Here is a 22,169-nt window from a genome sequence, read left to right on the forward strand (position 1 = left end):
TTGCTGCGCAAAGCCCGGAAACTGGGGTATCAACTTGTCGCTGCCTGAGTGCCTTAAAAATCAGTGGGTTGCATTTTGTTTGATGAGAGCGGGCTTGCCCCGCGAACACCGGCGAAGCCGGTGCCATCCTCCCGCGTTCCTTCAGAGCACGCGACCATGACCATAGGGTCAACGCATAACCATCCAGCCATGGGCTGCCCGCTTTCCAAATAGGTAGGAGCAGGCAAGTCGGACCACCGAACCGCTGCTCCTACATCTGTTTCGATCCATTTACTCCTGTGATATCTGCGCGCAATCGTGTCGATCGTGCCAGCCTCGATATTCACATTGGGTGGCAGCAAGGAAATTGCCCGCCGAAGCGTGGCGGCGGGCTTGCTTCGAGCCGTCCTGTGCTAGGGTGCACACATCTTTGCTTTCCAGGATTTTTACCCATGCTCCCCGCGCTCAGCGAAAAAGAACTCGACCGTCTCGAAGACCTGCTGATCACCTACGGCAACGACTATTCGGTGCTCAACCTGGCCGAGCTGAACGGCTTTTTCACCGCCCTGGCCAGCTCGCCGGTGGAGATACTGCCGGAGCAGTGGCTGCCCACCGTCGCTGGCGGCAAGGTGCCCAAGTTCAAGAAGCCCGCCCATGAAGAGGCCTACACCGCCCTGATGCTGCGCTATGCCTACCAGGTCGCCGAGCAACTGGCCGATGACCTCGACGGCTTCGAGCCGCTGTTCGAGGAAAGCGAGGCCGAGGAGGGCCCGGCGATCATCATGGAAGAATGGTGCTTTGGCTACATGCGCGGCACCCAGGTGGCGGGCTGGGAAGCACTGCCGCCGGAGCAGGACCAACTGCTCAAGGCCATCTCGCTGCATGGCCTGGAAGATAACGTCGAAGTGCTCGATGCCATGAGCTTCGATGAACTGCAGGCCTGCGTGCCCCATGTGATTGAAGCCGCCCGCGGCCTGTACCGCTACCAGAAGCAGCAGCGCCACTGACACGCATTATTTCGCCAGGCGAAATTATGGTTTCCCCGCTGCGCTGATTCTGCTTGCCGCCGAATCGGCGCAGCATGGGCTCCACCCGATACCACCCCGGTGTCACCTTGGAGCCCAGCCATGATCAAGTTCTACAACTTCCCCAAGTCCGGCCACGCCCACCGCATCGAGCTGATGCTGTCGCTGCTTGGGCTGCCCGCCGAGCAGGTGTTCGTCGACCTTGCCAAGGGTGCGCACAAGCAACCCGAATTCCTCGCCCTCAACCCCTTCGGCCAGGTGCCGGTGATCGATGACAACGGCACCGTGATTGCCGACTCCAACGCCATCCTCGTCTACCTCGCCAGCACCTACGACCCCTCCGGCCAGTGGCTGCCCCACGACCCCGTGGCGGCTGCCCGCGTGCAGCGCTGGCTGTCGGTGGCCGCCGGCCCGCTGGCGTTCGGCCCCGCAGCCGCGCGCCTGGTGACCGTGTTCGGGGCCGCATTCAATCCCGATGAAGTGATTGGCCGCGCCCACACCCTGCTCAAGGTGATCGACAGCGAATTGGCCAAGGCCGCATTCCTGGCCGGCAGCCAACCGACCATCGCCGATGTCGCCAACTACTCGTACATCGCCCACGCCCCCGAGGGCAATGTTTCGCTGGAGCCCTACCCGAACGTGCGCGCGTGGCTTGCGCGGATCGAGGCGCTGCCAGGTTTCGTCGCCATGCCACGCACGGCCGTAGGCCTGCAAGCCAGCGCCTGAGGCGCCTGAACCGAAGGACTGCCGCCATGCAAACATTGCCTTCACCCTGGCACGCCGGGGAGAAAACCCTGCAAGAAAAGGTCGGTGTGTCGGAACGCATGGATGTGTTCGGGCCCAAGGTGATTCGTGACCACATGCCCGACCAGCATCGGCAGTTCTACCAGCAGTTGCCGTTCATTGTGGCGGGCGCGGTGGATGCGCAAGGCAAACCCTGGGCGACCCTGCTCGAAGGCGCGCCAGGCTTCGTCAGCTCACCGGACCCTCGGCAACTGCTGATCGACACCCGGCTTGCCGGCGACGACCCGGCAACCCCGGGCCTTGCCGCCGGCGAGGCCATTGGTCTGCTCGGCATCGAACTGCACACACGCCGGCGCAACCGCATGAACGGGCGTATTCACACCGCCCGTAGCGGCCAGTTGGCGGTCACGGTGGAACAGTCCTTCGGCAACTGCCCGCAGTACATCCAGCTGCGTGACTACCGCCGGGTCGATGCCCCGGCACAGGGGCGCATCGATGCCCAGGCGCTGGACGAGGGCACCGCCCAGATGATCGCCCAGGCCGACACCTTCTTCGTTGCCAGCTACATCGAGCACGCCGATGGCCAGCGGGCAGTGGACGTTTCCCACCGGGGTGGCCGGCCCGGCTTCGTGCGGGTCGAAGGCAACCGCCTGACCATCCCCGACTACGCGGGCAACCTGCATTTCAACACCCTGGGCAACCTGCTGGAGAACCCAGTGGCCGGGCTGCTGTTCGTCGACTTTAGCAACGGCAACCTGTTGCAAGTGAGCGGGCGTGCCGAGGTTATCCTCGACAGCCCGCTGATCCAGGCCTTCGAGGGCGCCGAGCGCTTGTGGACGCTGGACATCGAGCAGGTGGTGCTGCGCCGGGCGGCGGTGTCGTTGCGTTGGGCCTTCAATGAATACGCCCCCACCAGCCTTGCCACCGGCACCTGGGCCGAAGCGCAGCAGCGCCTGCAGCAGCGCGAGCGGCAGCGCCAGTGGCAGGGTTGGCAGGTGCAGCGGGTGGAGCAGGAAAGCCGCGATATCCGTTCGTTCTACCTGGCCCCGCCAGCGCCGGTGAGCTTTGCGCCGGGGCAGCACATACCGGTGCGGATTCCGCAGGGCGACCAAGCGCCGTTGATTCGTACCTACAGCCTGTCCTGCGCGCCTTCGGATGGCTACTTGCGTATCAGCGTCAAGGCCCAGGGCCCGGCGTCGCGCTACCTGCACGAGCAGGTGAAGGTGGGCGATGTGCTCGACGTACGTGTGCCCATGGGCAGCTTTACCCTCGACCCGCAAAGCTGCCGGCCCCTGGTGCTGATTGGTGCAGGGGTGGGCATCACACCGCTGATCGCCATGCTGCGCGAACAGCTGGCCCTGGCGCGGGGGCGGCGTATTCACCTGTTCCACGGGGCGCGCAGCCTGGCAGACCTGCCGTTCCAGCACGAACTGGAGGCGCTGCGTGGGCAGGCCGGTGGCCTGTTGAGCCTGCACCGCTCGCTGAGCCAGCCTGAGGCCGATGCCGTGTTGGGCCGCGACTACGAGCAGGCCGGGCGCCTGGGTATCGCGCAGGTCAAGGCGGTGCTGGCGCTGGATGACTACGACTTCTACCTGTGTGGCCCGGCCAGCTTCACCCAGAACCTTTACCAAGGCTTGCGTGGGGTGCATGTGCCAGATGCACGGATTCACGCAGAAGCCTTCGGCCCCTCGACCCTCAGGCGCCATGGCGATGACCACCAGCCGACGCTGCAACAGCCGCCAGCGGCGAGTGAGCCGGTGCCGGTGTATTTCGCAAGCTCCGCCAAGGAGGCGCGCTGGGCGCCGGGCGGCGGAACCTTGCTGGAGCTGGCCGAGGCCCGTGGGCTGACGCCGGAGTTCAGCTGCCGGGGCGGGTCGTGTGGGACGTGCAAGACCAAGGTGGTGAGCGGGGCGGTGCATTACCCCAACCCGCCAGCCGAGATGCCCGAGGCGGGGACGGCGTTGATCTGCTGTGCGGTGCCGGCGCAGGCGTTGGTGCTGGCGTTGTGAGGTTGCCTGTGCCGGCCCTTTCGCGGATGTAGGAGCGCGCTTGCCCCGCGAAAGGGCCGGCACAGGCACCGCAAATACCCGATAATCCCCCCACCCCCCAAGGCCCAGGACCCCGCATGGACCAGATCCACCTGATGAAGGTGTTCGTCGCCGTCGGCGAGCTGGAAAGCTTCGCCGCCGCCGCCCGCCACCTGGACATCTCGCCCGCAGCCGTTACCCGCGCCGTCAGCGCCCTGGAAGAGCAGCTGGGGGTCAAGCTGCTGCTGCGCACCACCCGCAGCGTGCGCCTGACCGAGGCCGGTGGCCGCTACCTGGAAGACACCCGCCTGATCCTTGCCAGCATCCACGAGGCCAACGAAGCCGCCGCCGGCATCAACGCCACGCCCAAGGGCGAGCTGGCAGTCACCGCGCCGATCCTGTTCGGCAGGAAATTCGTCATGCCCTGCATCGTGCGCTACCTGCAGCAATACCCCGAGGTGGACGTGTCGGCCTACTTCCTCGACCGTATCGTCAACCTGGTCGAGGAGGGCATGGACGTTGCCGTGCGCATCGGCCCGTTGCCCGACTCCGGGCTCAAGGCCCTGCGCGTAGGCCGGGTGCGGCGCATGCTGTGCGCATCCCCCGATTACCTGGCGCGCCATGGCGTGCCACAGCACCCCTCGGACCTGCACACCCACGCGGTGATCGCCACCACCAACCTGTCGCCACGGGCCGGCTGGCGCTTTGGCGTCACCGATGAGCCAACCCTGGTGCGCATGAAGCCGCGCCTGACGGTCACCAGCAACGACAGCGCCATCGCCGCCGCCGTGGGTGGGTTGGGGATCGCCCGCCTGCTGTCGTACCAGGTGGTGGAGGAGATCGCCAACGGCCAGTTGCAGGTGCTTCTGGCCGACTACGAAGAAGCGCCGTGGCCGATCCATGTGATGCACCGGGAAAGCAAGTACGGCTCGGCCAAGGTGCGCTCATTCGTCGACATGCTGGCCCAGCAGTTGCGTGGCCATCAGCTGGACTGATCGGGCTGGTAGTGCAGGCGCAAGCCCAGGCTCAGGGCCTGGCCTTGCTCCAGCAGCTTCAGCCCAGGCCGCCCGGGCAGGTGGTGGGCGTTGATCGGGTGGCTGACCGGCTCGAAGCAGAAGAACGGCTGGCCGGCGGGGCAGAACAGCAGGAAGTGCCCGGCGCCCGTGGCGCGACAGGCCAGGCGGTAGCCCGGTTGCGCGATCATGCATTCTCCAGCCCAGCCGCTGAACGCATGGTCGACGGTGTCATCGGGCAGCGCCAGCAGGCGTGCAAAATTCCACTGCGCGGGGATCGGCGCCTGGCGCGTCGGCAGTTGGCCTTGCTCGGCCAGCCACACGCTGTGCGCCGGGGCGTGCAGCCGGGTTTCGCGGTGACGGGGAAAATACGGGTGCAGGCCCAGGCCATGCCACATCGGCCGGGCATCGCGGTGGGTCACGTGCAGGTCGAGGTTCAGGCAACCCGCCAGCAAGTGCACATCGAGGGTGGCCTGGTAGGCGAACGGCACCTGGCTGTCCAGCGTCAGCCGCGCCCGCCGTTCGCTGTGGTGCGCCACCTGCCAGGCCTGCTGCCAGGCGCTGCCGTGGATGGGGTAGGGGTCGTGCTCGGTGTTCAGTGCCAGGGCCAGCCAGCCGTCGGGGTTGGCGAAACCGCCGTCGCCGATGCGGTTGGACCACGGGGCCAGCGGGTAGCCGCCCAGGCGCCTTGGGCTGGCGCTGGCCAACGCGGTGGGGTCGGCAGGGCGCAGCAGGGCCTGGCCGGTGGCCTTGGCCTGCCAGTTGACCAGGCTGGCGCCAAGGCTGGGGGCGAGGGTCAGCCGGGTCAGGTGGTCTTGCAGGTGCAGCAGGGGCACGCTCATCAGGGCCTCCGGTAGGTCAACAGGACGATGCCGCACACCACCACGGCGCCGCCCAGCAGCTGCAGGGTGTTCAATTGTTGTTCCAGCAAGGCCCAGCCCAGCACCAGTGTGGCGATCGGTTCGACGTTCATCACCGGCGCGTTCTGCGCCATGTTCAGCCGTGGCACGCAGACGAACAGCAGGCTGAAGGCAATGCCGTACAGCACCACCAGGCTGGCCAGGGCCAGCCAGCCACTGCTGCTGCCCGGCAGCGACAGGCCAGACGGCATCACCCCGCTGACACCTGCCAGCAACATGCTGCTGAACACGATCAACAAGGTCAGCAGGCTGCGCACCGGGCCGCGCACACTGGCCAGCTTGTGGTCGGTGATCCACAGCGCGCAGGCGAACACGCAGGCGGCGCCGAAGGCCAGGCCTACGCCGCTGGCCCACTGCGGGTTGGCGCCGCTGCTGGCGCCGAGGTGGCCCGGCACGTCCAGCGCCAGCACCAGGCCGCTGAGAATCAGCCCCATGAACAGCACCGTGCGCCCGCCGGGCCGGGGGCCGCCCAAGGCCCAGGTCAGCAGCGCCAGCAGCATCGGGAAGGTGTTGCCCACCAGCAGCGCCAGGGCCACCGGAATACGCGCCACCGCTGAATACAGGCACAGGCTCTGGGTGGCGATCAACAGGCCCAGCAGCAGTTGCCAGCGGCGGGTGCCGCTCGGCAAGCCCAGGGGCTGGCGCTGCCACAGCAGCAGGCTGGCCAGCACCAGGAACGTGATACCCGAACGGCAGAGAATGGCCAGCAGCACGCCGGTGTTGTCGTCGAAGGCGATGCGTGCGGCGATGTGGTTGCCGGCGAACGCGCAGGCCAGCAGGGCCAACAGGGCGACCGCGAGCTTGCGTGGGAAGAGGGTTGCAGCAGAGGAAGAAACAGCCATGTGCAGGATCCGTTTGCATTGAGAACCGGGGGCTGCTTTGCAGCCCATCGCAGGCAAGCCAGCGCCTACAGGTGGGGGCTGGCTTGCCGGCGATGGGCCGCAAAACGGCCCCCCATTGCGATTACAAGACCACGCTAGGCAGCCACAACGAAATCGCCGGAATGTAGGTCACTGCCATCAGCACCAGGAACAGCGCCAGGTAGAACGGCAACAGCGCCTTCACCGTGGCTTCGATGCTCACCTTGCCGATTGCCGAGCCCACGAACAGCACCGCGCCCACCGGTGGGGTAATCAGCCCTATCCCCAGGTTCACCAGCATGATCATGCCGAAGTGCACCGGGTCCACGCCGATGCCGCTGATGACCGGCAGCAGAATCGGCGTCAGAATCAGGATCAACGGCGCCATGTCCATCACCGTGCCCAGCAGCAGGAGCATGAAGTTGATGCACATCAGGATCACGTAGCGGTTGTCCGACAGGGTCAGGAACGCCGTGGTGATCTTCGACGGAATCTGCATCAGGGTCATCACGTAGCCGAAGCTCGCGGCGAAGCCGATCAGGATCATCACGATCGAGATGGTGCGCACCGTGCGGTGCATCAGTTTGGGCAGGTCGCGCCACTTGTAGTCGCGGTAGATGAACATGGTCACGAAGAACGACCACACCACCGCCACCGCCGCCGACTCGGTGGCGGTGAACACCCCCGACAGGATGCCGCCCAGGATAATCACCATGGCCATCAGGCCCCACAGCGCCTCGCCGGCGATTTTCAGCGCCTGGCGCAGTGGAATCACCTCGCCCTTGGGGTAGTCGCGCTTCTTGGCGAAGATCAGGCACAGGCCCATCATCACCGCGCTCAGCAGCAGCCCCGGCATGACCCCGGCCATGAACAGCGAGGCGATCGACACCGTGCCCCCGGCCGCCAGCGAGTACAGCACCGAGTTGTGGCTGGGCGGGGTCAGCAGCGCCTGCACCGAGCCACTGACGGTGACGGCGGTGGAGAATTCGCGCGGGTAGCCCTTGCGCTCCATTTCCGGAATCAGCACCGAGCCCACCGAGGCCGTGTCGGCCACCGACGAGCCGGAGATAGCGCCGAAGAAGGTCGAGGCCATGATGTTGACCAGCGACAGCCCGCCACGCACGAAGCCCACCAGCACCCCGGCAAAGGCCACCAGGCGCCGCGACATGCCGCCCTCGGCCATGATCGCCCCGGCCAGCACGAAGAACGGAATGGCCAGCAGCGAGAACTTGTTAACCCCACTGGCCACCTGGATCATCATCGCCTGCAGCGGGATGTCGATGTACCAGGCACCGATCAGCGCCGACAGGCCCAGGGCGTAGGCCACCGGCATGCCCAGCAGAATCAGGGCGATGAAGCTGCCCAACAGAATGAACGCATCCATTTACGCCACCCCCTCGCTTTCTTCCACCAGGTCGAAACGCACCACCCTGCGCTGGCTCTGGTCGCCCAGCAGGAGTTTTTCCAGCACGAAGATCAGCGTCAGCACACCGCCTACCGGGATGGGCGCATAGCTCATGCCCACCCGCACGCTGGGCAGCGAGGCCATGTACTGGTTCCAGGTGGTGACGCACAGCTTGTAGCCGTACCAGGTCATGAACACGCACACCGCCACCATCAGCAGTTGCGTCAGCACATTCACCAGGCGGCGGGTACCCTCGGGCAGGCGGTCGGTGATCATCGCCACCGCCATGTGCGCCCCGGCGCGGTAACTGGCGGCGGCGCCGATGAAGGTGAACAGCACCATCAGCAGGATCGCCACCGGCTCCGGCCAACTGGAACCGGTGCCGAGCACGTAGCGGGCGAAGATGCCCCAGGGGATGATCAGCGACATGGTCAGGATCGACAGGCCGGCCACCCAGATGCAGGCGCGGTACAGCGTGTCGTTGACGCGCAGGAAGAGCATTTTCATAGGCATCACCAAAGCGGCAGGGTGGCGTGGCCACGCTGCCGAGGTCATCTTGGAAAAGGGGCCGGGCTTACTCGACCGCGTCGATACGCTTCATCAGGTCGGCGTACTGCGCGCCGTACTTCTCGCGTACCGAGGCGGTGGCCTCGAAGAACGGCTTGGTGTCGACGGTGATGAACTCGACACCGGCGGCCTTGAGTTTCTCTTCGCTGGCTGCGGACTTGGCATCCCACAGTGCGCGTTCTTCCATCTGCGCCTCGCGGGCGACCTTTTTCACCAGTGCCTGCTGGTCGGGGCTGAGCTTGTTCCAGGTGGTCTTGGACATCACCACAGGCTCGGGCAGGATCAGGTGGTGGGTGAGGGTGAAATACTTGGCGCTCTGGTAGTGGTTGTGTTCGAGCAGGGTGGGCGGGTTGTTCTCGGCGCCGTCGATTACCCCGGTTTGCAAGGCGCTGAAAATCTCGCCGGTGTCCATGGCGATGCCGTTGCCGCCCATGGCGTTCATCATGTCGATGAACAGCGGGTTGCCCTGCACGCGGATCTTCATGCCCTTGAGGTCTTCCAGGCTGCGCACCGGCTTCTTGGTGTAGAGGCTGCGCGAGCCGCCATCCATCCAGGCCAGGGCCACCAGGTTGAATTCGGAGTTGGTGATCTTGTCGAGAATTTCCTGGCCGATGTCACCGTCGATGATCTTGCGCATGTGTGCATGGTCGCGGAACACGAACGGCATGTTGAACACGTTCACGTCTGGCACCACCGGCCCGACGATGCCCAGGCTCACCCGGGTCATCTGCACGGCGCCGATCTGCGCCTGTTCGATCACTTCCTTTTCCGAGCCCAGTACGCCGCCGGCGAACATCTTGAAGGTGATGTCGCCATTGCTGGCCTGTTCGAGCTTCTTGCCCATGTTCTGTTCGGCCACCACGGTCGGGTAGCCGGCGGGGTGAATCTCGGCGAACTTGATGTCCAGCGCCGAGGCTGGCGCAGACAGGCTGAAAGCGAAGGGGAGTACGGCAAGAAGCAGCTTGCGTTTGAAGGTCATGGTGAAACTCCGTGTTTTTTATTATCCGGTTTCGCGCGTAAGTGTTGGGTGCCGCGGTACTGCGCAGGGTTGCATTCAGCCCCGCCAGGCAGGTTCCTCCAGGCCTTGGACGCCGGGGTGCAGGGCGAACACACCGCCAGCCAGGGGCTGGTCGCTGAGGTCGATGCCGGCGGGGCGGATCGAGGTGACGAACAGGGTGTCGAGGTTGGCGCCACCGAAGGCGCACATCGCCGGCTTCTTCACCGGCACGCTGAGCGAACGGTCCAGGCGGCCGTCCGGGGTGAAGCGGTGGACCTGGCCTGCGTCGTTGCCGCAGATCCAGTAGCAGCCGTCTGCGTCGACGGCGGCGCCGTCCGGGCGGCCGGGGTAGGCGCGCAGGTCGACGAACAGCTGCTGGTTGTGCGGCGTGCCGCTGTCGGTGTCGTAGTCGAAGGCCCAGATTTTCTGCACGTTGGGGTGCGAGTCGGACAGGTACATGCGCCGCCCGTCAGGGCTGAAGGCCAGGCCGTTGGGAACGATCATGCCTTGGAGTTGCTGGTGCAGGGCACCTTCGCCATCCACCCGGTACAGGGCGCCAACATGGGCGCCTTGCTGCATGTCCATGAGCATGGTGCCCGCCCAGAACCTGCCCTGGCGGTCGCAGCGCCCGTCGTTGAAGCGCATGCCCGGTTGGGCGTGTTCCACGCTGCACAGCAGGCGGCTGTCGAGGCGGCCATCGGCCTTGGGCTGCAGCGTGAAAACGCCGCTTTGCATGCCTGCCACCCAGCCCTCGGCGCTACGGGCGATGCAGGCGAGCATTTCCTCGCCCAGCCATACCTGATGAGCGCCGTCTTGCCAGCGGTGCAGCTGGCGGGCCGGGATATCGACCCAGTACAGGGCATGTTCGGTGGGGTGCCACACCGGGCTTTCGCCGGTGCCGTTGCGGGCGTCGACGATCAGTTCGCAGTGCATGTTGGAGCCTCCTGGCAAAAAGGTGTGGCGTCAGGCAAAGGGGCCGGCGGCGACGAAGGCCCCGCCCTGGTAGCGCATGCTCGGGTCATCGGCGGCGGGGGCCGGTTTGGCTTCCACCTCGGCGCGGAATACCTCGGAGCTGTCCTTGGGCTGGTAGCCCAGGTGCGCGGCATGGCGGTTGTCCCACCACACCATGCGGTTGTTGGAGGCGCCGTAGACCACGGTGTGGCCGACATTGGCGGTGAACAGGCCACGTTCGATCAGCTGGGTGAGGTCGTCGTAGCTCAGCCAGGTGCAGAGCATGCGTGGGTTCTGCGGCGCGGGGAAGGATGAGCCGATGCGGATGCTGACGGTTTCGATGCCGTAGCGGTCGAAGTAGAAGCTGGCGACATCCTCGCCGTAGCATTTGGACAGGCCGTAGTAGCTGTCGGGCCGGCGCTGGGCGTGGGCGTCGATACGTTGGTCCTGGCCGTAGAAGCCGATCACGTGGTTGGAGCTGGCGAAGATGATGCGCTTGACCCCATGCTGGCGCGCGGCTTCATAGATGTGGAACACGCCGCAGATGTTGGGGCCGAGGATGTCCTCGAACGCATGCTCGGTCGACACGCCGCCGAAGTGCACGATGGCATCGACGCCGGCGACCAGGGCGTGGACTGCGGCCTTGTCGGCCAGGTCGCAAGGGACGACTTCTTCATGGGGCCCGCTGGCCGGGGCCATGGGCGCGATATCGGACAGGCGCAGCACCTCGGCGCAACCGCTGAGGCGTTGGCGAAGCACCTGGCCCAGGCCGCCTGCGGCTCCGGTGAGCAGCAGGCGCTTGAAGGGGGTTGTGGTCATGGCGGCTCTACTTGTTGTTAATTGTTGTAAGTTGTCGTATGACTAGCTTGATTATCGGCAGCGGTTTCGGCGCTTGTCAATGCTGCGTGTGTGGCTTTTGCATCACTGCCTGCCCACCTTGTAGGAGCGGCGGTGCGGCGACCCGACTTGCCCCGCGAACACCGGCGCAGCCGGTGCCATCCACGGCATCGCCTGCTTCGCGGGGCAAGCCCGCTCCTACAGGAGGTAATGCAGCCTCCAGCTCACAACAACGACAGCGGATAGTTGAAGATCACCCGGTTCTCATCGAACTCGTTGTTGCTGTAGTCCCGGCGAATCGTCGAGTTGCGCCATTTCACGCTCAGGTCCTTGAACGGCCCGCTCTGAATCACGTACGCCAGCTCCGACTCACGCACCCATTCCTTGCCATCGGTCACCGCCCCGGTGTGCACGTCGCGCCCGCTGATATAGCGGTTCATCAGCGTCAGCCCCGGCACCCCGAGGGTGACGAAGTTGAAGTCGTGGCGCACCTGCCACGAGCGTTCGTTGGCGTTGTCGAAGCTTGAGTTGTAGCTGTCGTTGGCCAAGGTGCCGCCACTGGTGCCGTTGACCCGCATCCAGGTGTCGCCGTCGACCTTCTGCAGCCCCACCCAGAAGGTGTTGCCGCCATACTTGGCCGAGAACATCCCGGAGTAGGTCTTGTTGTCCAGCTTGCCGGCGCGTTCCGAGCCGTCTTCGCCGCCGTGGAAGTAGCCCAGGTTGGCGCCGAAGGTCCAGCTGCCAACGGGCTGGCTGTGGGTCAGTTGCAGGTATTGCTGCTCGTAGACGTCCTTGAGCACTGCATTCCACGCGCCAACCATCGTGCGGTCCTGGTTGAAGGTGTATTCGCCGCCCACGAAGTTGAAGCGGTCCGACACGCCGCCGCCGTAGCTCATGTCTTCCATGCTGGCGTCATTGCGTGGGCTGTTGCCGCGCATTTGGCCGCCGTAAAGGGTCAGGCCGGCGATTTCCCTGGAGGTTACCTGGCCACCGCGAAAGGTTTGCGGCAGCGAGCGGCCGTCGTCCGAGCGCAGAATCGGCAGCACCACCATCCACTCGCCAACTTTCAGTTCCGTCTTGGAAATGCGTGCCTTGCCCGCCACCGCCAGGCGCCCATAGTCACCGGCAGGCCGACCATCGTCGTGGCGCGGCAGCAGCGCCGTGCCGTAGGTGCCGCCGCCGCCATCGAGCTTGAGCGACCACAGCCCCAGCACATCCACGCCAAAGCCCACCGGCCCCTCGGTGAAGCCGGAACGGGCATCGAGAATAAAACTCTGGGTCCATTCCTCGGCCTTGGCTTGCGGGTTGGCCGGGTTGGTGAAATTGCGGTTGATATAGAAGTTGCGCAGGCCAAGCACGGCCTTGCTGTCTTCGACAAAACCCTCGGCCACGCCGACGTCAGGCACAGCAGCGAGCAGCCCGGCACCGATCAGCGCGAAGGGCAGGTGGTTCTGGCAGATTTTCGACATGGGAATCCATCCACGATTGTTGTTTTTGTTATGTGTTGTCGTACAACTGTGGCGATTTTTAACAAGCGGATAACTGCCTGTCAACGCTCTGAATAGCAATAATTGCGAGGCGTCAAGTGAAATATAGGCAGCGATGGCTCTATCTCAGGGGCTTGGCTTTTTTTCAGGTCGTACTATGACAAGAGAACCAGGCAAGCTGCCGTTTCGGCCCGTGCTGATGACTTATAGCCAGCGGGCGCGCCGCAATGCGTGAGTGCCCAAAAATGCGATACGCGCCCACCGGCGCTTGACCTACACCACAACCCTGGGTTGCCGATCAAGCGCCCATCTCCAGGCCAGCGCCGCGGTAGGAGCGAGCGCAGCTCGCGATGGGGCGCGCAGCGGCCCCAGGGTTTCAGCCTCGTGGCTCATAGTGCTGGGGCTGCTATGCAGCCCATCGCGAGCTGCGCTCGCTCCTACCGGGTCCTGTGGGGGCGGGTTTGTCGAGGCGTCGAACCGCCGCGAAGCAGGCAACGCGGTCTATGGCAACGCCTTCGCCGCTGTTCTCGGGGCAAGCTGGCTGCTGAGGGACTGCTCTCCCGGGGTGGTACTTTTCGGGATACGTTCTTATACTCACCAACGGCCTCGCCCTCGACCACGTAGACTGGCATGTCCAGTCCCGGCACATGGCAACACAGTGTGTCGTACCCCTCTTGTCGGCGTGGGCGAGGTCTCTACCTCATTTGCGGTTTGAGGCTGCCCGCTAAGCTTGCCTTCAGAGTCTCGTGCAGAAACTGAAAATCCAGATATGCCTCAGACCAAGAAAATGCGACGAGTGCCCCAGGCAACAGCTGAGCCCTTCAAGGGCTCTCGTCGTGTGGGGCATGCTGGCCAGAATCCAGACCTCCTGGCCACAGTGAAAAAACGACTGGCTTGCCCGCAGCGCGTTCGGGTGCACTTGGAAGATCTCTAGGTCCGCCAGCCAGTGAGCAGTGACTCAAGCTCGCAGCTTGCCAGCGCCCATCGCAGCCAAAGCAAGTTCAAGTTCAGCAGGTTGCAGATGCTGCCGATAGTGCGCCGCCAACTCCGATTCCCATCCCGCCACCTCATCAAGGATGGACTGCGCCAGAGCTTGAGATAGGCCATAGTGGCCAACCTGGCTCAGCAAATTGCGCCGCGACAGTTCCTTTCCGAAACTCCCGACCCCCATGGCGAGGCTGTTGGGTGCTGCCCCTTCGGTGGTTGGCAGCACGTCATACATGGGGGACAGCCTCCAGGTGCCGTTCCGATAAAGCACGGCCACGTTTTTCGGGTGATCATCATCGTTGCCGACCAAAATGTTGAAGCAGATGCGCTTGAACAGCTCTTGGAGGTCCTTGTCAGGCACGCCACGCCGGCTCATTTCGTCTGCCAGCAAACCATAGTGCCACTCCTGTGCCCATCCCGACGGGTTGTTCCAGTCGCTATCAAGCAACGTTAAACCGCTCAACATCGGGATACGGTAGAAATGTCCGCCGGCAGCGGATTTCCGGTCAAAGCGTTCGACCAGCAACGTGTTCACCCGGCCACGATGTAACTGTACCGTTGCCACGTTCATGCCTTTGTTCGCCGCAAATGTCATGCAGGCGTGTTCAAGTGCTGGAACATCATAGGCATCGTGGCGGTCACGTGGTTTGGCCAGCAGTAGCCGGTCTTCATTGATCAGTGTGCATTTGGGGCGAGCCCCACCGAGCGACGACCGTTGTTGCAGCGTTGCTTTAGTGGCTTTGTCGGTGTCGCGCGGGAATCCACCTTGTACCCCGTCCGCGAACTTTATGAAGGCTTCCAGTACGGTCATGGTTTGGCGATTTCAGAATGAAGCTGACAGCCTCTTTCTGATCCCCATGCTCCCGTGTAACCAGGCGCTCCCCCCAGCCATCTGGCGCTGCATCCCGGATAAAGCCGGGGATGCCCCGGTTCTTGGTGATGCGTTTGTAGGGTTGTGATCGAAGGGGATAGCGTGACGCATCAGGCACCCAGCCACCGGCGTCTACGTGGGTGGGGTTGTAGACGAATTCGCCGATGTTATTCTCCACGCTCAGTCGTCCGATGGTGGCGACCTCGAGTGAATCTGGCATTTGCATGTAGAGGTAGATGGTTGTCATCAGAAGTCGTCCTCGGTCACGTTCTTGAGGCGTACCCTGTGCTCAGTGGCGAAGGAGGCCGGAGAAGACATCGGCACATCCTGGAATACCTCGTCGAGCAGGCCGAGATGCCATAGCGCGATCATATAGCTGCGCATCTCTACGGTAGGCGTACCGGATTCGATTTTCGCGAGCGTCGTGATGGATAATCCGGATTGGGCGGCCAGGTCTTTTTGGCGAATTTTTCGCTCTAGTCGCCTGGTTTTGGCCAGAAGCCCTATTTTCATTAGCCTGTCGGCACACGCTAAAGGAAAAATATTCATTTTAAGGCCTGCTAAAACAGTTCTTATGCTAGATAAAAACTACTATAGCAGCTCTTATGCTTTGGGTTGCTTCGGTTTTTTGAGCGCTACCCAGTGCCAATTCTCACATCAGGCCTGCGCGGTGAATGGCACCAGCTCCGCCGGTATTTGCAGGGGGCTGCGCAGTCTCTGTAGGAGCTAGCGCAGCTCGCGATGGGCTGCAAGGCAGCCCCGGCAATATTGGCTGCGAAGCTGAGAACCAGGGGCCGCTGCGCAGCCCATCGCGAGCTACGCTAGCTACTACTGGATCACGCAGGCTTTTTAAATTCTGAGCAAGACAGTTGCTCCGAAAGGTTTCGTAATTTCTGTAGGTGCTGGCCTTGCCATCGATGAGTCCATTGCAGGAATAGCCGAACTCTGGCTACACGCAGAACCTGTGGGAGCGGGCTTGCCCGCGAAGCAGACAACTCGGTGGCAGGCACCGGCTTCGCCGGTGTTCGCGGGCAAGCCCGCTCCCACAGTAACTGCACAGGTCAGCTATATTCCATGCAACCTGAGCGCCAGCGGTGCGATCCCATCACCTTCAGCCGCCATCACCACCGGCATATCCCGCATCCTCACCCAAGACTCACTCTGCCAATACAACAGCGTCGCCGTCCGCCCTCCAGGCCAGCACATCCGCCCCAACCGCGGCGTATCCGCTTCCCCATCCACCTGGCCATCACGCAGCATCGCCACCACCTCATGGGTCAGCCACCAGCGCAAATGGCGGTTCTCCGGCACATGGTGATGCGCCAGCAAGGTATACGCCCCGGACTCGCTGACCATCGTGGTTTCCTGGTAATGCCCGTAGCGCAGCAGCTGCACGGTACGGTACTGGTCTGAGTCGAGCTTGCGGATGCAGTGTTCGTCGAAGAAACGAGCGCTCAGCCGGCCGAGTTCGTGGGCGCAGAACCAGGCTTGGGATTCGAGCCAGAGGGTATTAAGAGGGCGGTTGTTGCGGGTGAAGAGGGTAGGTGTATAGAGACTGTCCATGCTTGGCCATCCTGATATGGGAGAGCCGTTTCTGACGGGAACGGGATGCCGCTATGTGAGCGTTCTTAAGCGCTGGAAAACGCTATCGCGATCTCAAAGGAGAGGCAAGGTTGGAGCCTGTAGGACGCGTCCTCTATTTCCTTGCAATAAAAAAGGCTGCCATACGGCAGCCTTCTCGACGATCAGCTCGAACAATCAGTCCCAGCTCAACGCACCACCCGTTTGATACTCGATCACCCGCGTCTCGAAGAAGTTCTTCTCTTTCTTCAAGTCCATGATCTCGCTCATCCAAGGGAACGGGTTGGTAGTCCCTGGGTACTCTTCCTTCAGGCCAATCTGAGTCAAACGACGGTTGGCGATGAACTTGAGGTAGTCCTCCATCATCGCTGCGTTCATGCCCAGTACGCCGCGTGGCATGGTGTCGCGGGCGTATTCGATCTCCAGCTGGGTCCCTTGCAGGATCATCTGGGTCGCTTCTTCCTTCATCGCCGCATCCCACAGGTGCGGGTTCTCGATCTTGATCTGGTTGATCACGTCGATACCGAAGTTCAGGTGCATCGACTCGTCACGCAGGATGTACTGGAACTGCTCGGCAACGCCGGTCATCTTGTTGCGGCGGCCCATCGACAGGATCTGGGTGAAGCCGCAGTAGAAGAAGATGCCTTCCAGCACGCAGTAGTAGGCGATCAGGTTGCGCAGCAGCTCTTTGTCGGTCTCGACGGTGCCGGTGTTGAATTCCGGGTCGGAGATGGCGCGGGTGTACTTCAGGCCCCAGGCGGCTTTCTTCGCCACCGACGGGATCTCGTGGTACATGTTGAAGATCTCGCCTTCATCCATGCCCAGCGACTCGATGCAGTACTGGTAGGCGTGGGTGTGGATCGCCTCTTCGAAGGCCTGGCGCAGAATGTACTGGCGGCACTCCGGGTTGGTGATCAGGCGGTACACGGCCAGGGCCAGGTTGTTGGCAACCAGCGAGTCGGCGGTGGAGAAGAAGCCGAGGTTACGCATCACGATGCGGCGCTCGTCTTCGGTCAGGCCGTCCATGCTCTTCCACAGGGCGATGTCGGCGGTCATGTTGACCTCTTGCGGCATCCAGTGGTTGGCGCAGCCGTCCAGGTACTTCTGCCAGGCCCAGTCGTACTTGAATGGAACCAGCTGGTTGAGATCGGCGCGGCAGTTGATCATGCGCTTTTCGTCAACCGCAACACGGGCCGAGGAGCCTTCCAGCTCGGCCAGGCCTTCGGCGATGTCGAGGGCGTCCAGGGCAGCCTTGGCGCGCTTTACCGCGTCCGAGTCGGTCGCGGTGGCCGCACGGGCTTCCAGGGCGGCAGCACCACCGGCGCTGTCGAGCTTGTCGAGGGTGGCAGCGGCAGAGGCCTGCGCAGGGGTGTTGCCTTTGGCGGCGACTTCGCCGTCTTCTTTGTCGAATTCGTCCCAGCTCAGCATGGTTTGGCTCCTGCTTGAGGGTCGCCCTGGGGCAACCGGTTGGATTTTAAGAATGTGATGCCTGACGCAAGGCCGTTACGGCGAATGGACAGCTGAGAGGCTGACTCTCGTTACATCTGGCTTGTGCCTGGCCAGGCCTTGGGAAGGGGCCAGGGACATGAATGGGTGCCCTTTTCAGAGGGGGCGGAGTATACCGGAATTCGCTTTCGATCGGGGCGCGTGTCTTGCGGGTGAAGGTAAATTTTCGACCGGTGTGGCGCGCTTCCGTTCGGCTGGCTCTTTCCGAATCCTACGGAGGGGAAGTGTAGCGCCATCCTATATGTTGTGCCAGTTCATATTTTTCGGCACAGCATATTGTGTTCGATGGTTTTCGACATCAAAGCGAGAGTCCGCGCCCTGAAGGCCCGCACTACGGGATGTCGGGTCGTTTGCGAGCTGCTTGCGTAGGCGCGAAAGGGTGGGTTGGCACTCGTGCGCCACACCCGCCTGCGCGACCTGCAACTCATCCTGTTCCAGAGGTGATGAGGCGCTCAAGCCGTGTGATGGCTTCGCAAGGTGCAAAAATCTCAGGGCAGGGGTGAGCGGTCACTCGCTTCAATGGTAGGCCTTGCACCAAATCCCACGCACCAACCAGAACCGTCCTGCATCAAGGCCTGCTGGCTACTGGTATGGTTCTACAGCTGACGACCTTTGGAGCAGTCTGTTCATGAACCACTCCAGAAGGATCCATAGTTGAAACACTTACCCTGCTCAATACGATTGTTCATGCGCAGAGAAAAACAAATTACAGTGTACTGGTCATGAAAAAACTATTAATCGCTTTAGCAGTATGTATGCTCTGTGGTTGCTCCCACTTCTTCAATAGCCCCTACGGCGGTCGCGGTAACGTTCACAGCATTGCATGCGACGCCACTCCGCCGAATCAGCCTGGCTGTTATGAGCGCCAATACGAAGAGGGCGTGCTAAATAAACTGGTTGATGTGATTCGCGGAAGGCTGTGATGGTCAATCAAATGGCTGGGGTGCCATAGTTTTAAAGCGCTGCCCATGTTGTCACTACAAAAGAAAAAGCCGGGCGCTAAATCCTCCCGGCTTCTTCTGTTGAACACAAGTCAGTATAAAAAGGGCGATAGAAGGGTTACCCCTTCGATCGCCCTTTTTTCACCTTACTGGCAGGCTTCGCAATCCGGCTCGTCGATCGCGCAGGCCTTTGGCACTGGCGCTGGGCCCGCTGCCTGGACCGGGGCGCTGTCGCCGCCGCTGGATACGGCGTTGAGCTTGCCGGTGTTGATGGTCGACTTCTCGGTGCTGGTGGCGGCCAGGGCACGGAGGTAGTAGGTGGTTTTCAGGCCACGGTACCACGCCATGCGGTAGGTCACGTCCAGCTTCTTGCCCGAGGCGCCGGCGATGTACAGGTTCAGCGACTGAGCCTGGTCGATCCACTTCTGGCGACGGGAGGCGGCGTCGACGATCCACTTGGTTTCCACTTCGAACGCGGTGGCGTACAGGTCTTTGAGCTCTTGCGGGATACGCTCGATCTGCTGCACCGAACCGTCGTAGTACTTCAGGTCGTTGATCATCACCGAGTCCCACAGGCCACGGGCCTTCAGGTCGCGGACCAGGTACGGGTTGATCACGGTGAACTCGCCCGACAGGTTCGATTTCACGTACAGGTTCTGGTAGGTCGGCTCGATCGACTGCGAAACGCCAGTGATGTTGGCGATGGTCGCGGTTGGCGCGATGGCCATGATGTTCGAGTTACGAATGCCTTTCTGTACGCGGGCACGCACCGGCGCCCAGTCCAGGGACTCTTCCAGGTTGACGTCGATGTACTTCTGGCCACGGGCCTCGATCAGGATCTGTTGCGAATCCAGCGGCAGGATGCCCTTGGACCACAGCGAACCCTGGAAGGTCTCGTAGGCGCCACGCTCGTCGGCCAGGTCGCAGGAAGCCTGGATCGCGTAGTAGCTGACCGCTTCCATCGACTTGTCGGCGAACTCGACGGCCGCGTCGGAGCCGTACGGGATGTGCTGCAGGTACAGCGCGTCCTGGAAGCCCATGATGCCCAGGCCAACCGGGCGGTGCTTGAAGTTCGAGTTACGCGCTTGCGGCACCGAGTAGTAGTTGATGTCGATCACGTTGTCGAGCATGCGCACGGCGGTGTTCACGGTGCGTTGCAGCTTGGCGGTGTCCAGCTTGCCGTCGACGATGTGGTTCGGCAGGTTGATCGAGCCCAGGTTGCAGACCGCGATCTCGTCCTTGTTGGTGTTCAGGGTGATCTCGGTGCACAGGTTCGAGCTGTGGACCACGCCCACGTGCTGCTGCGGCGAGCGCAGGTTGCACGGGTCCTTGAAGGTCAGCCATGGGTGGCCGGTCTCGAACAGCATCGACAGCATCTTGCGCCACAGGTCTTTGGCCTGGATGGTCTTGAACACCTTGATCTTGTTGTACTCGGTCAGGGCTTCGTAGTACTCGTAGCGCTCTTCGAAGGCCTTGCCGGTCAGGTCGTGCAGGTCTGGCACTTCCGATGGCGAGAACAGGGTCCACTTGCCGTCATCGAAGACGCGCTTCATGAACAGGTCAGGGATCCAGTTGGCGGTGTTCATGTCGTGGGTACGACGGCGGTCATCACCGGTGTTCTTGCGCAGCTCGATGAATTCTTCGATGTCCAGGTGCCAGGTTTCCAGGTAGGCACACACGGCGCCTTTGCGCTTGCCACCCTGGTTCACGGCAACGGCGGTGTCGTTGACCACTTTCAGGAACGGCACGACGCCCTGGGATTTACCGTTGGTGCCCTTGATGTAGGAGCCCAGTGCACGCACAGGGGTCCAGTCGTTGCCCAGGCCACCGGCGAATTTCGACAGCATGGCGTTGTCGTGGATCGCGTGGTAGATGCCCGACAGGTCGTCCGGCACGGTGGTCAGGTAGCAGCTCGACAGTTGCGGGCGCAGGGTGCCGGCGTTGAACAGGGTCGGGGTCGAGGCCATGTAGTCGAACGACGAGAGCAGGTTGTAGAACTCGATCGCACGGGCTTCTTTGTCTTTCTCTTCCAGCGCCAGGCCCATGGCCACACGCATGAAGAACACCTGCGGCAGCTCGAAGCGCACGCCATCCTTGTGGATGAAGTAGCGGTCGTACAGGGTTTGCAGGCCCAGGTAGGTGAACTGCTGGTCGCGCTCGTGGTTGATCGCCTTGCCCAGTTTTTCCAGGTCGAAGTCGGCCAGCGCCGGGTTCAGCAGCTCGAACTCGATACCCTTGGCCACGTAGGCCGGCAGGGCCTTGGCGTACAGGTCGGCCATCTCGTGGTGGGTGGCGCTGTCGGCGACGTTCAGGAAGCCCAGGCCTTCGGCGCGCAGGGTGTCCATCAGCAGGCGGGCGGTGACGAACGAGTAGTTCGGCTCACGCTCGACCAGGGTACGGGCGGTCATCACCAGGGCGGTGTTGACGTCCTTGATGGCCACGCCGTCGTACAGGTTCTTCAGGGTTTCGCGCTGGATCAGGTCGCCATCGACTTCGGCCAGGCCTTCGCAGGCTTCGCTGATGATGGTGTTCAGGCGCGCCATGTCCAGCGGCGCCAGGCTGCCGTCGGCCAGGGTGATGCGGATGCTTGGGTGCGGCTCGACCACGGCGTCGGTGCTGACGCGGGTGGCACGCTCCTTGGCGCGCTGCTCGCGGTAGATCACGTAGTCACGGGCGACTTTCTGCTCGCCGGCACGCATCAGGGCCAGTTCGACCTGGTCCTGGATTTCTTCGATGTGGATGGTGCCACCCGATGGCATGCGACGCTTGAACGTGGCGGTGACCTGCTCGGTCAGGCGCGCGACGGTGTCGTGGATGCGCGACGAGGCGGCGGCGGTGCCGCCTTCAACTGCGAGGAACGCCTTGGTGATGGCCACGGTGATCTTGTCGTCGGTGTAGGGGACGACAGTGCCGTTGCGCTTGATCACGCGCAGTTGGCCCGGCGCGGTGGCGGCCAGATCCTGGTTGGATTCGGCGGCCTGGGGCGCTTTGGCCTGCGGGTTCTCGCGAGTTGTGTCGGTTTGCATGGGTGGGTGTCTCCACAGTTTCTATAGTGTTCAGGCGCCTTATGGGCGCCCACCGTTCCGTCCACTTGCTCGATGGCCCTGGCGAGGATGCGTCATGCACGCGCATCCACCCGCTCGGGCGTACCGACTTCGGGACAGATCAGGAATTAGGGGCAAGAACCTTGCCGCTCCCTGGCCGAAGTCAAATGCTCTGGCATAGGCCAAAACAGGCTGTTCAGTTTCCGCTAGGAGCGGTTTGATCGTTGAAACCACAACGAGTTCTGCCAGAAAAATCGCTTGAATTTCTCTGCTGACTCATGCTTGGCGTTGGTGGGTGAAACCCAACATCTAGTGGTTTGCTGCGCTGGGGATACAAGATAATGCGGTCCAGGGGTCTTTGCAAGGCAATCGCCTGTGGATAACTTGTGCGTACTTTGTGTGTGAATAGTGGGTAATCGCTGTAGGC

18 protein-coding genes are annotated in these 22,169 nt (G+C 62.8%); 4 read left to right on the forward strand and 14 right to left on the reverse strand.

Going from position 1 to position 22,169, the window contains the following annotated elements:
* Positions 1 to 431 precede the first annotated feature (431 nt).
* The 4 genes from F3J45_RS24880 (at position 432) to F3J45_RS24895 (ending at position 4,770) form a co-directional block, all read left to right on the forward strand.
* Positions 432 to 986 carry a UPF0149 family protein gene (locus tag F3J45_RS24880; RefSeq protein WP_167069436.1) on the forward strand — a complete coding sequence of 185 codons (555 nt, stop codon included), beginning with the start codon at positions 432 to 434 and terminating at the stop codon, positions 984 to 986.
* Between the two features lie 120 nt (positions 987 to 1,106).
* Entirely contained in the window at positions 1,107 to 1,730 is a 624-nt protein-coding gene (locus tag F3J45_RS24885) for a glutathione S-transferase family protein (protein WP_167069438.1), read from the forward strand.
* A gap of 26 nt (positions 1,731 to 1,756) precedes the next feature.
* On the forward strand, positions 1,757 to 3,757 hold the full coding sequence (locus F3J45_RS24890) for a pyridoxamine 5'-phosphate oxidase family protein (RefSeq protein ID WP_167069440.1): 2,001 nt from the start codon (positions 1,757 to 1,759) through the stop codon (positions 3,755 to 3,757).
* A 116-nt stretch (positions 3,758 to 3,873) separates the two neighbouring features.
* Positions 3,874 to 4,770 (forward strand): LysR family transcriptional regulator, encoded by an 897-nt coding sequence (locus F3J45_RS24895; protein ID WP_167069442.1) that lies wholly within the window; start codon positions 3,874 to 3,876, stop codon positions 4,768 to 4,770.
* On the opposite strand, the gene F3J45_RS24900 is transcribed toward F3J45_RS24895, so the two are convergent.
* The 14 genes from F3J45_RS24900 to F3J45_RS24960 all read right to left on the reverse strand — a co-directional run bounded on the left by F3J45_RS24900 (position 4,758) and on the right by F3J45_RS24960 (position 21,724).
* The gene (locus F3J45_RS24900) at positions 4,758 to 5,630 is read right to left on the reverse strand and encodes an aldose 1-epimerase (protein WP_167069444.1); all 873 of its coding nucleotides are present in this window, start codon (positions 5,628 to 5,630) and stop codon (positions 4,758 to 4,760) included. The two genes, F3J45_RS24895 and F3J45_RS24900, sit on opposite strands and share 13 nt — an antisense overlap.
* On the reverse strand, positions 5,630 to 6,550 hold the full coding sequence (locus F3J45_RS24905) for a DMT family transporter (protein ID WP_167069446.1): 921 nt from the start codon (positions 6,548 to 6,550) through the stop codon (positions 5,630 to 5,632). Before F3J45_RS24905 ends, F3J45_RS24900 begins: the two co-directional genes overlap by 1 nt.
* Positions 6,551 to 6,671: 121 nt before the next feature.
* The gene (locus F3J45_RS24910; RefSeq protein WP_167069448.1) at positions 6,672 to 7,952 is read right to left on the reverse strand and encodes a TRAP transporter large permease; all 1,281 of its coding nucleotides are present in this window, start codon (positions 7,950 to 7,952) and stop codon (positions 6,672 to 6,674) included.
* Complete coding sequence (locus F3J45_RS24915) at positions 7,953 to 8,480, reverse strand: TRAP transporter small permease (RefSeq protein WP_167069450.1); 528 nt, start codon at positions 8,478 to 8,480, stop codon at positions 7,953 to 7,955. It lies immediately after the preceding gene.
* A gap of 67 nt (positions 8,481 to 8,547) precedes the next feature.
* The gene (locus F3J45_RS24920) at positions 8,548 to 9,519 is read right to left on the reverse strand and encodes a TRAP transporter substrate-binding protein (RefSeq protein WP_167069452.1); all 972 of its coding nucleotides are present in this window, start codon (positions 9,517 to 9,519) and stop codon (positions 8,548 to 8,550) included.
* 75 nt (positions 9,520 to 9,594) lie between these two features.
* On the reverse strand, positions 9,595 to 10,470 hold the full coding sequence (locus F3J45_RS24925) for an SMP-30/gluconolactonase/LRE family protein (RefSeq protein ID WP_167069454.1): 876 nt from the start codon (positions 10,468 to 10,470) through the stop codon (positions 9,595 to 9,597).
* 30 nt (positions 10,471 to 10,500) lie between these two features.
* Positions 10,501 to 11,307: an NAD(P)-dependent oxidoreductase gene (locus F3J45_RS24930; protein WP_167069456.1), complete on the reverse strand. Its 807-nt coding sequence runs from the start codon at positions 11,305 to 11,307 to the stop codon at positions 10,501 to 10,503.
* A 242-nt stretch (positions 11,308 to 11,549) separates the two neighbouring features.
* Positions 11,550 to 12,794: an OprD family porin gene (locus F3J45_RS24935; protein WP_167069458.1), complete on the reverse strand. Its 1,245-nt coding sequence runs from the start codon at positions 12,792 to 12,794 to the stop codon at positions 11,550 to 11,552.
* Between the two features lie 976 nt (positions 12,795 to 13,770).
* Entirely contained in the window at positions 13,771 to 14,610 is an 840-nt protein-coding gene (locus F3J45_RS24940) for a type II toxin-antitoxin system HipA family toxin (RefSeq protein WP_205300669.1), read from the reverse strand.
* Positions 14,531 to 14,917: a HipA N-terminal domain-containing protein gene (locus F3J45_RS30620; protein ID WP_205300670.1), complete on the reverse strand. Its 387-nt coding sequence runs from the start codon at positions 14,915 to 14,917 to the stop codon at positions 14,531 to 14,533. Before F3J45_RS30620 ends, F3J45_RS24940 begins: the two co-directional genes overlap by 80 nt.
* Entirely contained in the window at positions 14,917 to 15,219 is a 303-nt protein-coding gene (locus F3J45_RS24945) for a helix-turn-helix domain-containing protein (protein WP_167069460.1), read from the reverse strand. Before F3J45_RS24945 ends, F3J45_RS30620 begins: the two co-directional genes overlap by 1 nt.
* Positions 15,220 to 15,735: 516 nt before the next feature.
* Positions 15,736 to 16,233, reverse strand: a complete 498-nt coding sequence (locus tag F3J45_RS24950; RefSeq protein WP_167069462.1) for a Bro-N domain-containing protein — start codon at positions 16,231 to 16,233, stop codon at positions 15,736 to 15,738.
* A 195-nt stretch (positions 16,234 to 16,428) separates the two neighbouring features.
* A complete protein-coding gene (locus tag F3J45_RS24955; protein ID WP_167069464.1) occupies positions 16,429 to 17,679 on the reverse strand; it encodes a ribonucleotide-diphosphate reductase subunit beta in 1,251 nt (416 codons plus the stop codon).
* A gap of 1,165 nt (positions 17,680 to 18,844) precedes the next feature.
* A complete protein-coding gene (locus F3J45_RS24960; protein WP_167069466.1) occupies positions 18,845 to 21,724 on the reverse strand; it encodes a ribonucleoside-diphosphate reductase subunit alpha in 2,880 nt (959 codons plus the stop codon).
* Between the last annotated feature and the right edge of the window lie 445 nt (positions 21,725 to 22,169).

This window comes from Pantoea sp. Ap-967 (assembly GCF_011752565.1).
Taxonomy (GTDB): Bacteria; Pseudomonadota; Gammaproteobacteria; order Pseudomonadales; family Pseudomonadaceae; genus Aquipseudomonas.

What these genes read in the sequence shown, in the direction of transcription:
- F3J45_RS24880 (WP_167069436.1), top strand. Translation starts at nt 432, where the DNA reads ATGCTCCCCGCGCTCAGCGAAAAAGAACTCGACCGTCTCGAAGACCTG.
- F3J45_RS24885 (WP_167069438.1), top strand. Translation starts at nt 1,107, where the DNA reads ATGATCAAGTTCTACAACTTCCCCAAGTCCGGCCACGCCCACCGCATC.
- F3J45_RS24890 (WP_167069440.1), top strand. Translation starts at nt 1,757, where the DNA reads ATGCAAACATTGCCTTCACCCTGGCACGCCGGGGAGAAAACCCTGCAA.
- F3J45_RS24895 (WP_167069442.1), top strand. Translation starts at nt 3,874, where the DNA reads ATGGACCAGATCCACCTGATGAAGGTGTTCGTCGCCGTCGGCGAGCTG.
- F3J45_RS24900 (WP_167069444.1), bottom strand. Translation starts at nt 5,630, where the DNA reads ATGAGCGTGCCCCTGCTGCACCTGCAAGACCACCTGACCCGGCTGACC.
- F3J45_RS24905 (WP_167069446.1), bottom strand. Translation starts at nt 6,550, where the DNA reads ATGGCTGTTTCTTCCTCTGCTGCAACCCTCTTCCCACGCAAGCTCGCG.
- F3J45_RS24910 (WP_167069448.1), bottom strand. Translation starts at nt 7,952, where the DNA reads ATGGATGCGTTCATTCTGTTGGGCAGCTTCATCGCCCTGATTCTGCTG.
- F3J45_RS24915 (WP_167069450.1), bottom strand. Translation starts at nt 8,480, where the DNA reads ATGAAAATGCTCTTCCTGCGCGTCAACGACACGCTGTACCGCGCCTGC.
- F3J45_RS24920 (WP_167069452.1), bottom strand. Translation starts at nt 9,519, where the DNA reads ATGACCTTCAAACGCAAGCTGCTTCTTGCCGTACTCCCCTTCGCTTTC.
- F3J45_RS24925 (WP_167069454.1), bottom strand. Translation starts at nt 10,470, where the DNA reads ATGCACTGCGAACTGATCGTCGACGCCCGCAACGGCACCGGCGAAAGC.
- F3J45_RS24930 (WP_167069456.1), bottom strand. Translation starts at nt 11,307, where the DNA reads ATGACCACAACCCCCTTCAAGCGCCTGCTGCTCACCGGAGCCGCAGGC.
- F3J45_RS24935 (WP_167069458.1), bottom strand. Translation starts at nt 12,794, where the DNA reads ATGTCGAAAATCTGCCAGAACCACCTGCCCTTCGCGCTGATCGGTGCC.
- F3J45_RS24940 (WP_205300669.1), bottom strand. Translation starts at nt 14,610, where the DNA reads ATGACCGTACTGGAAGCCTTCATAAAGTTCGCGGACGGGGTACAAGGT.
- F3J45_RS30620 (WP_205300670.1), bottom strand. Translation starts at nt 14,917, where the DNA reads ATGACAACCATCTACCTCTACATGCAAATGCCAGATTCACTCGAGGTC.
- F3J45_RS24945 (WP_167069460.1), bottom strand. Translation starts at nt 15,219, where the DNA reads ATGAATATTTTTCCTTTAGCGTGTGCCGACAGGCTAATGAAAATAGGG.
- F3J45_RS24950 (WP_167069462.1), bottom strand. Translation starts at nt 16,233, where the DNA reads ATGGACAGTCTCTATACACCTACCCTCTTCACCCGCAACAACCGCCCT.
- F3J45_RS24955 (WP_167069464.1), bottom strand. Translation starts at nt 17,679, where the DNA reads ATGCTGAGCTGGGACGAATTCGACAAAGAAGACGGCGAAGTCGCCGCC.
- F3J45_RS24960 (WP_167069466.1), bottom strand. Translation starts at nt 21,724, where the DNA reads ATGCAAACCGACACAACTCGCGAGAACCCGCAGGCCAAAGCGCCCCAG.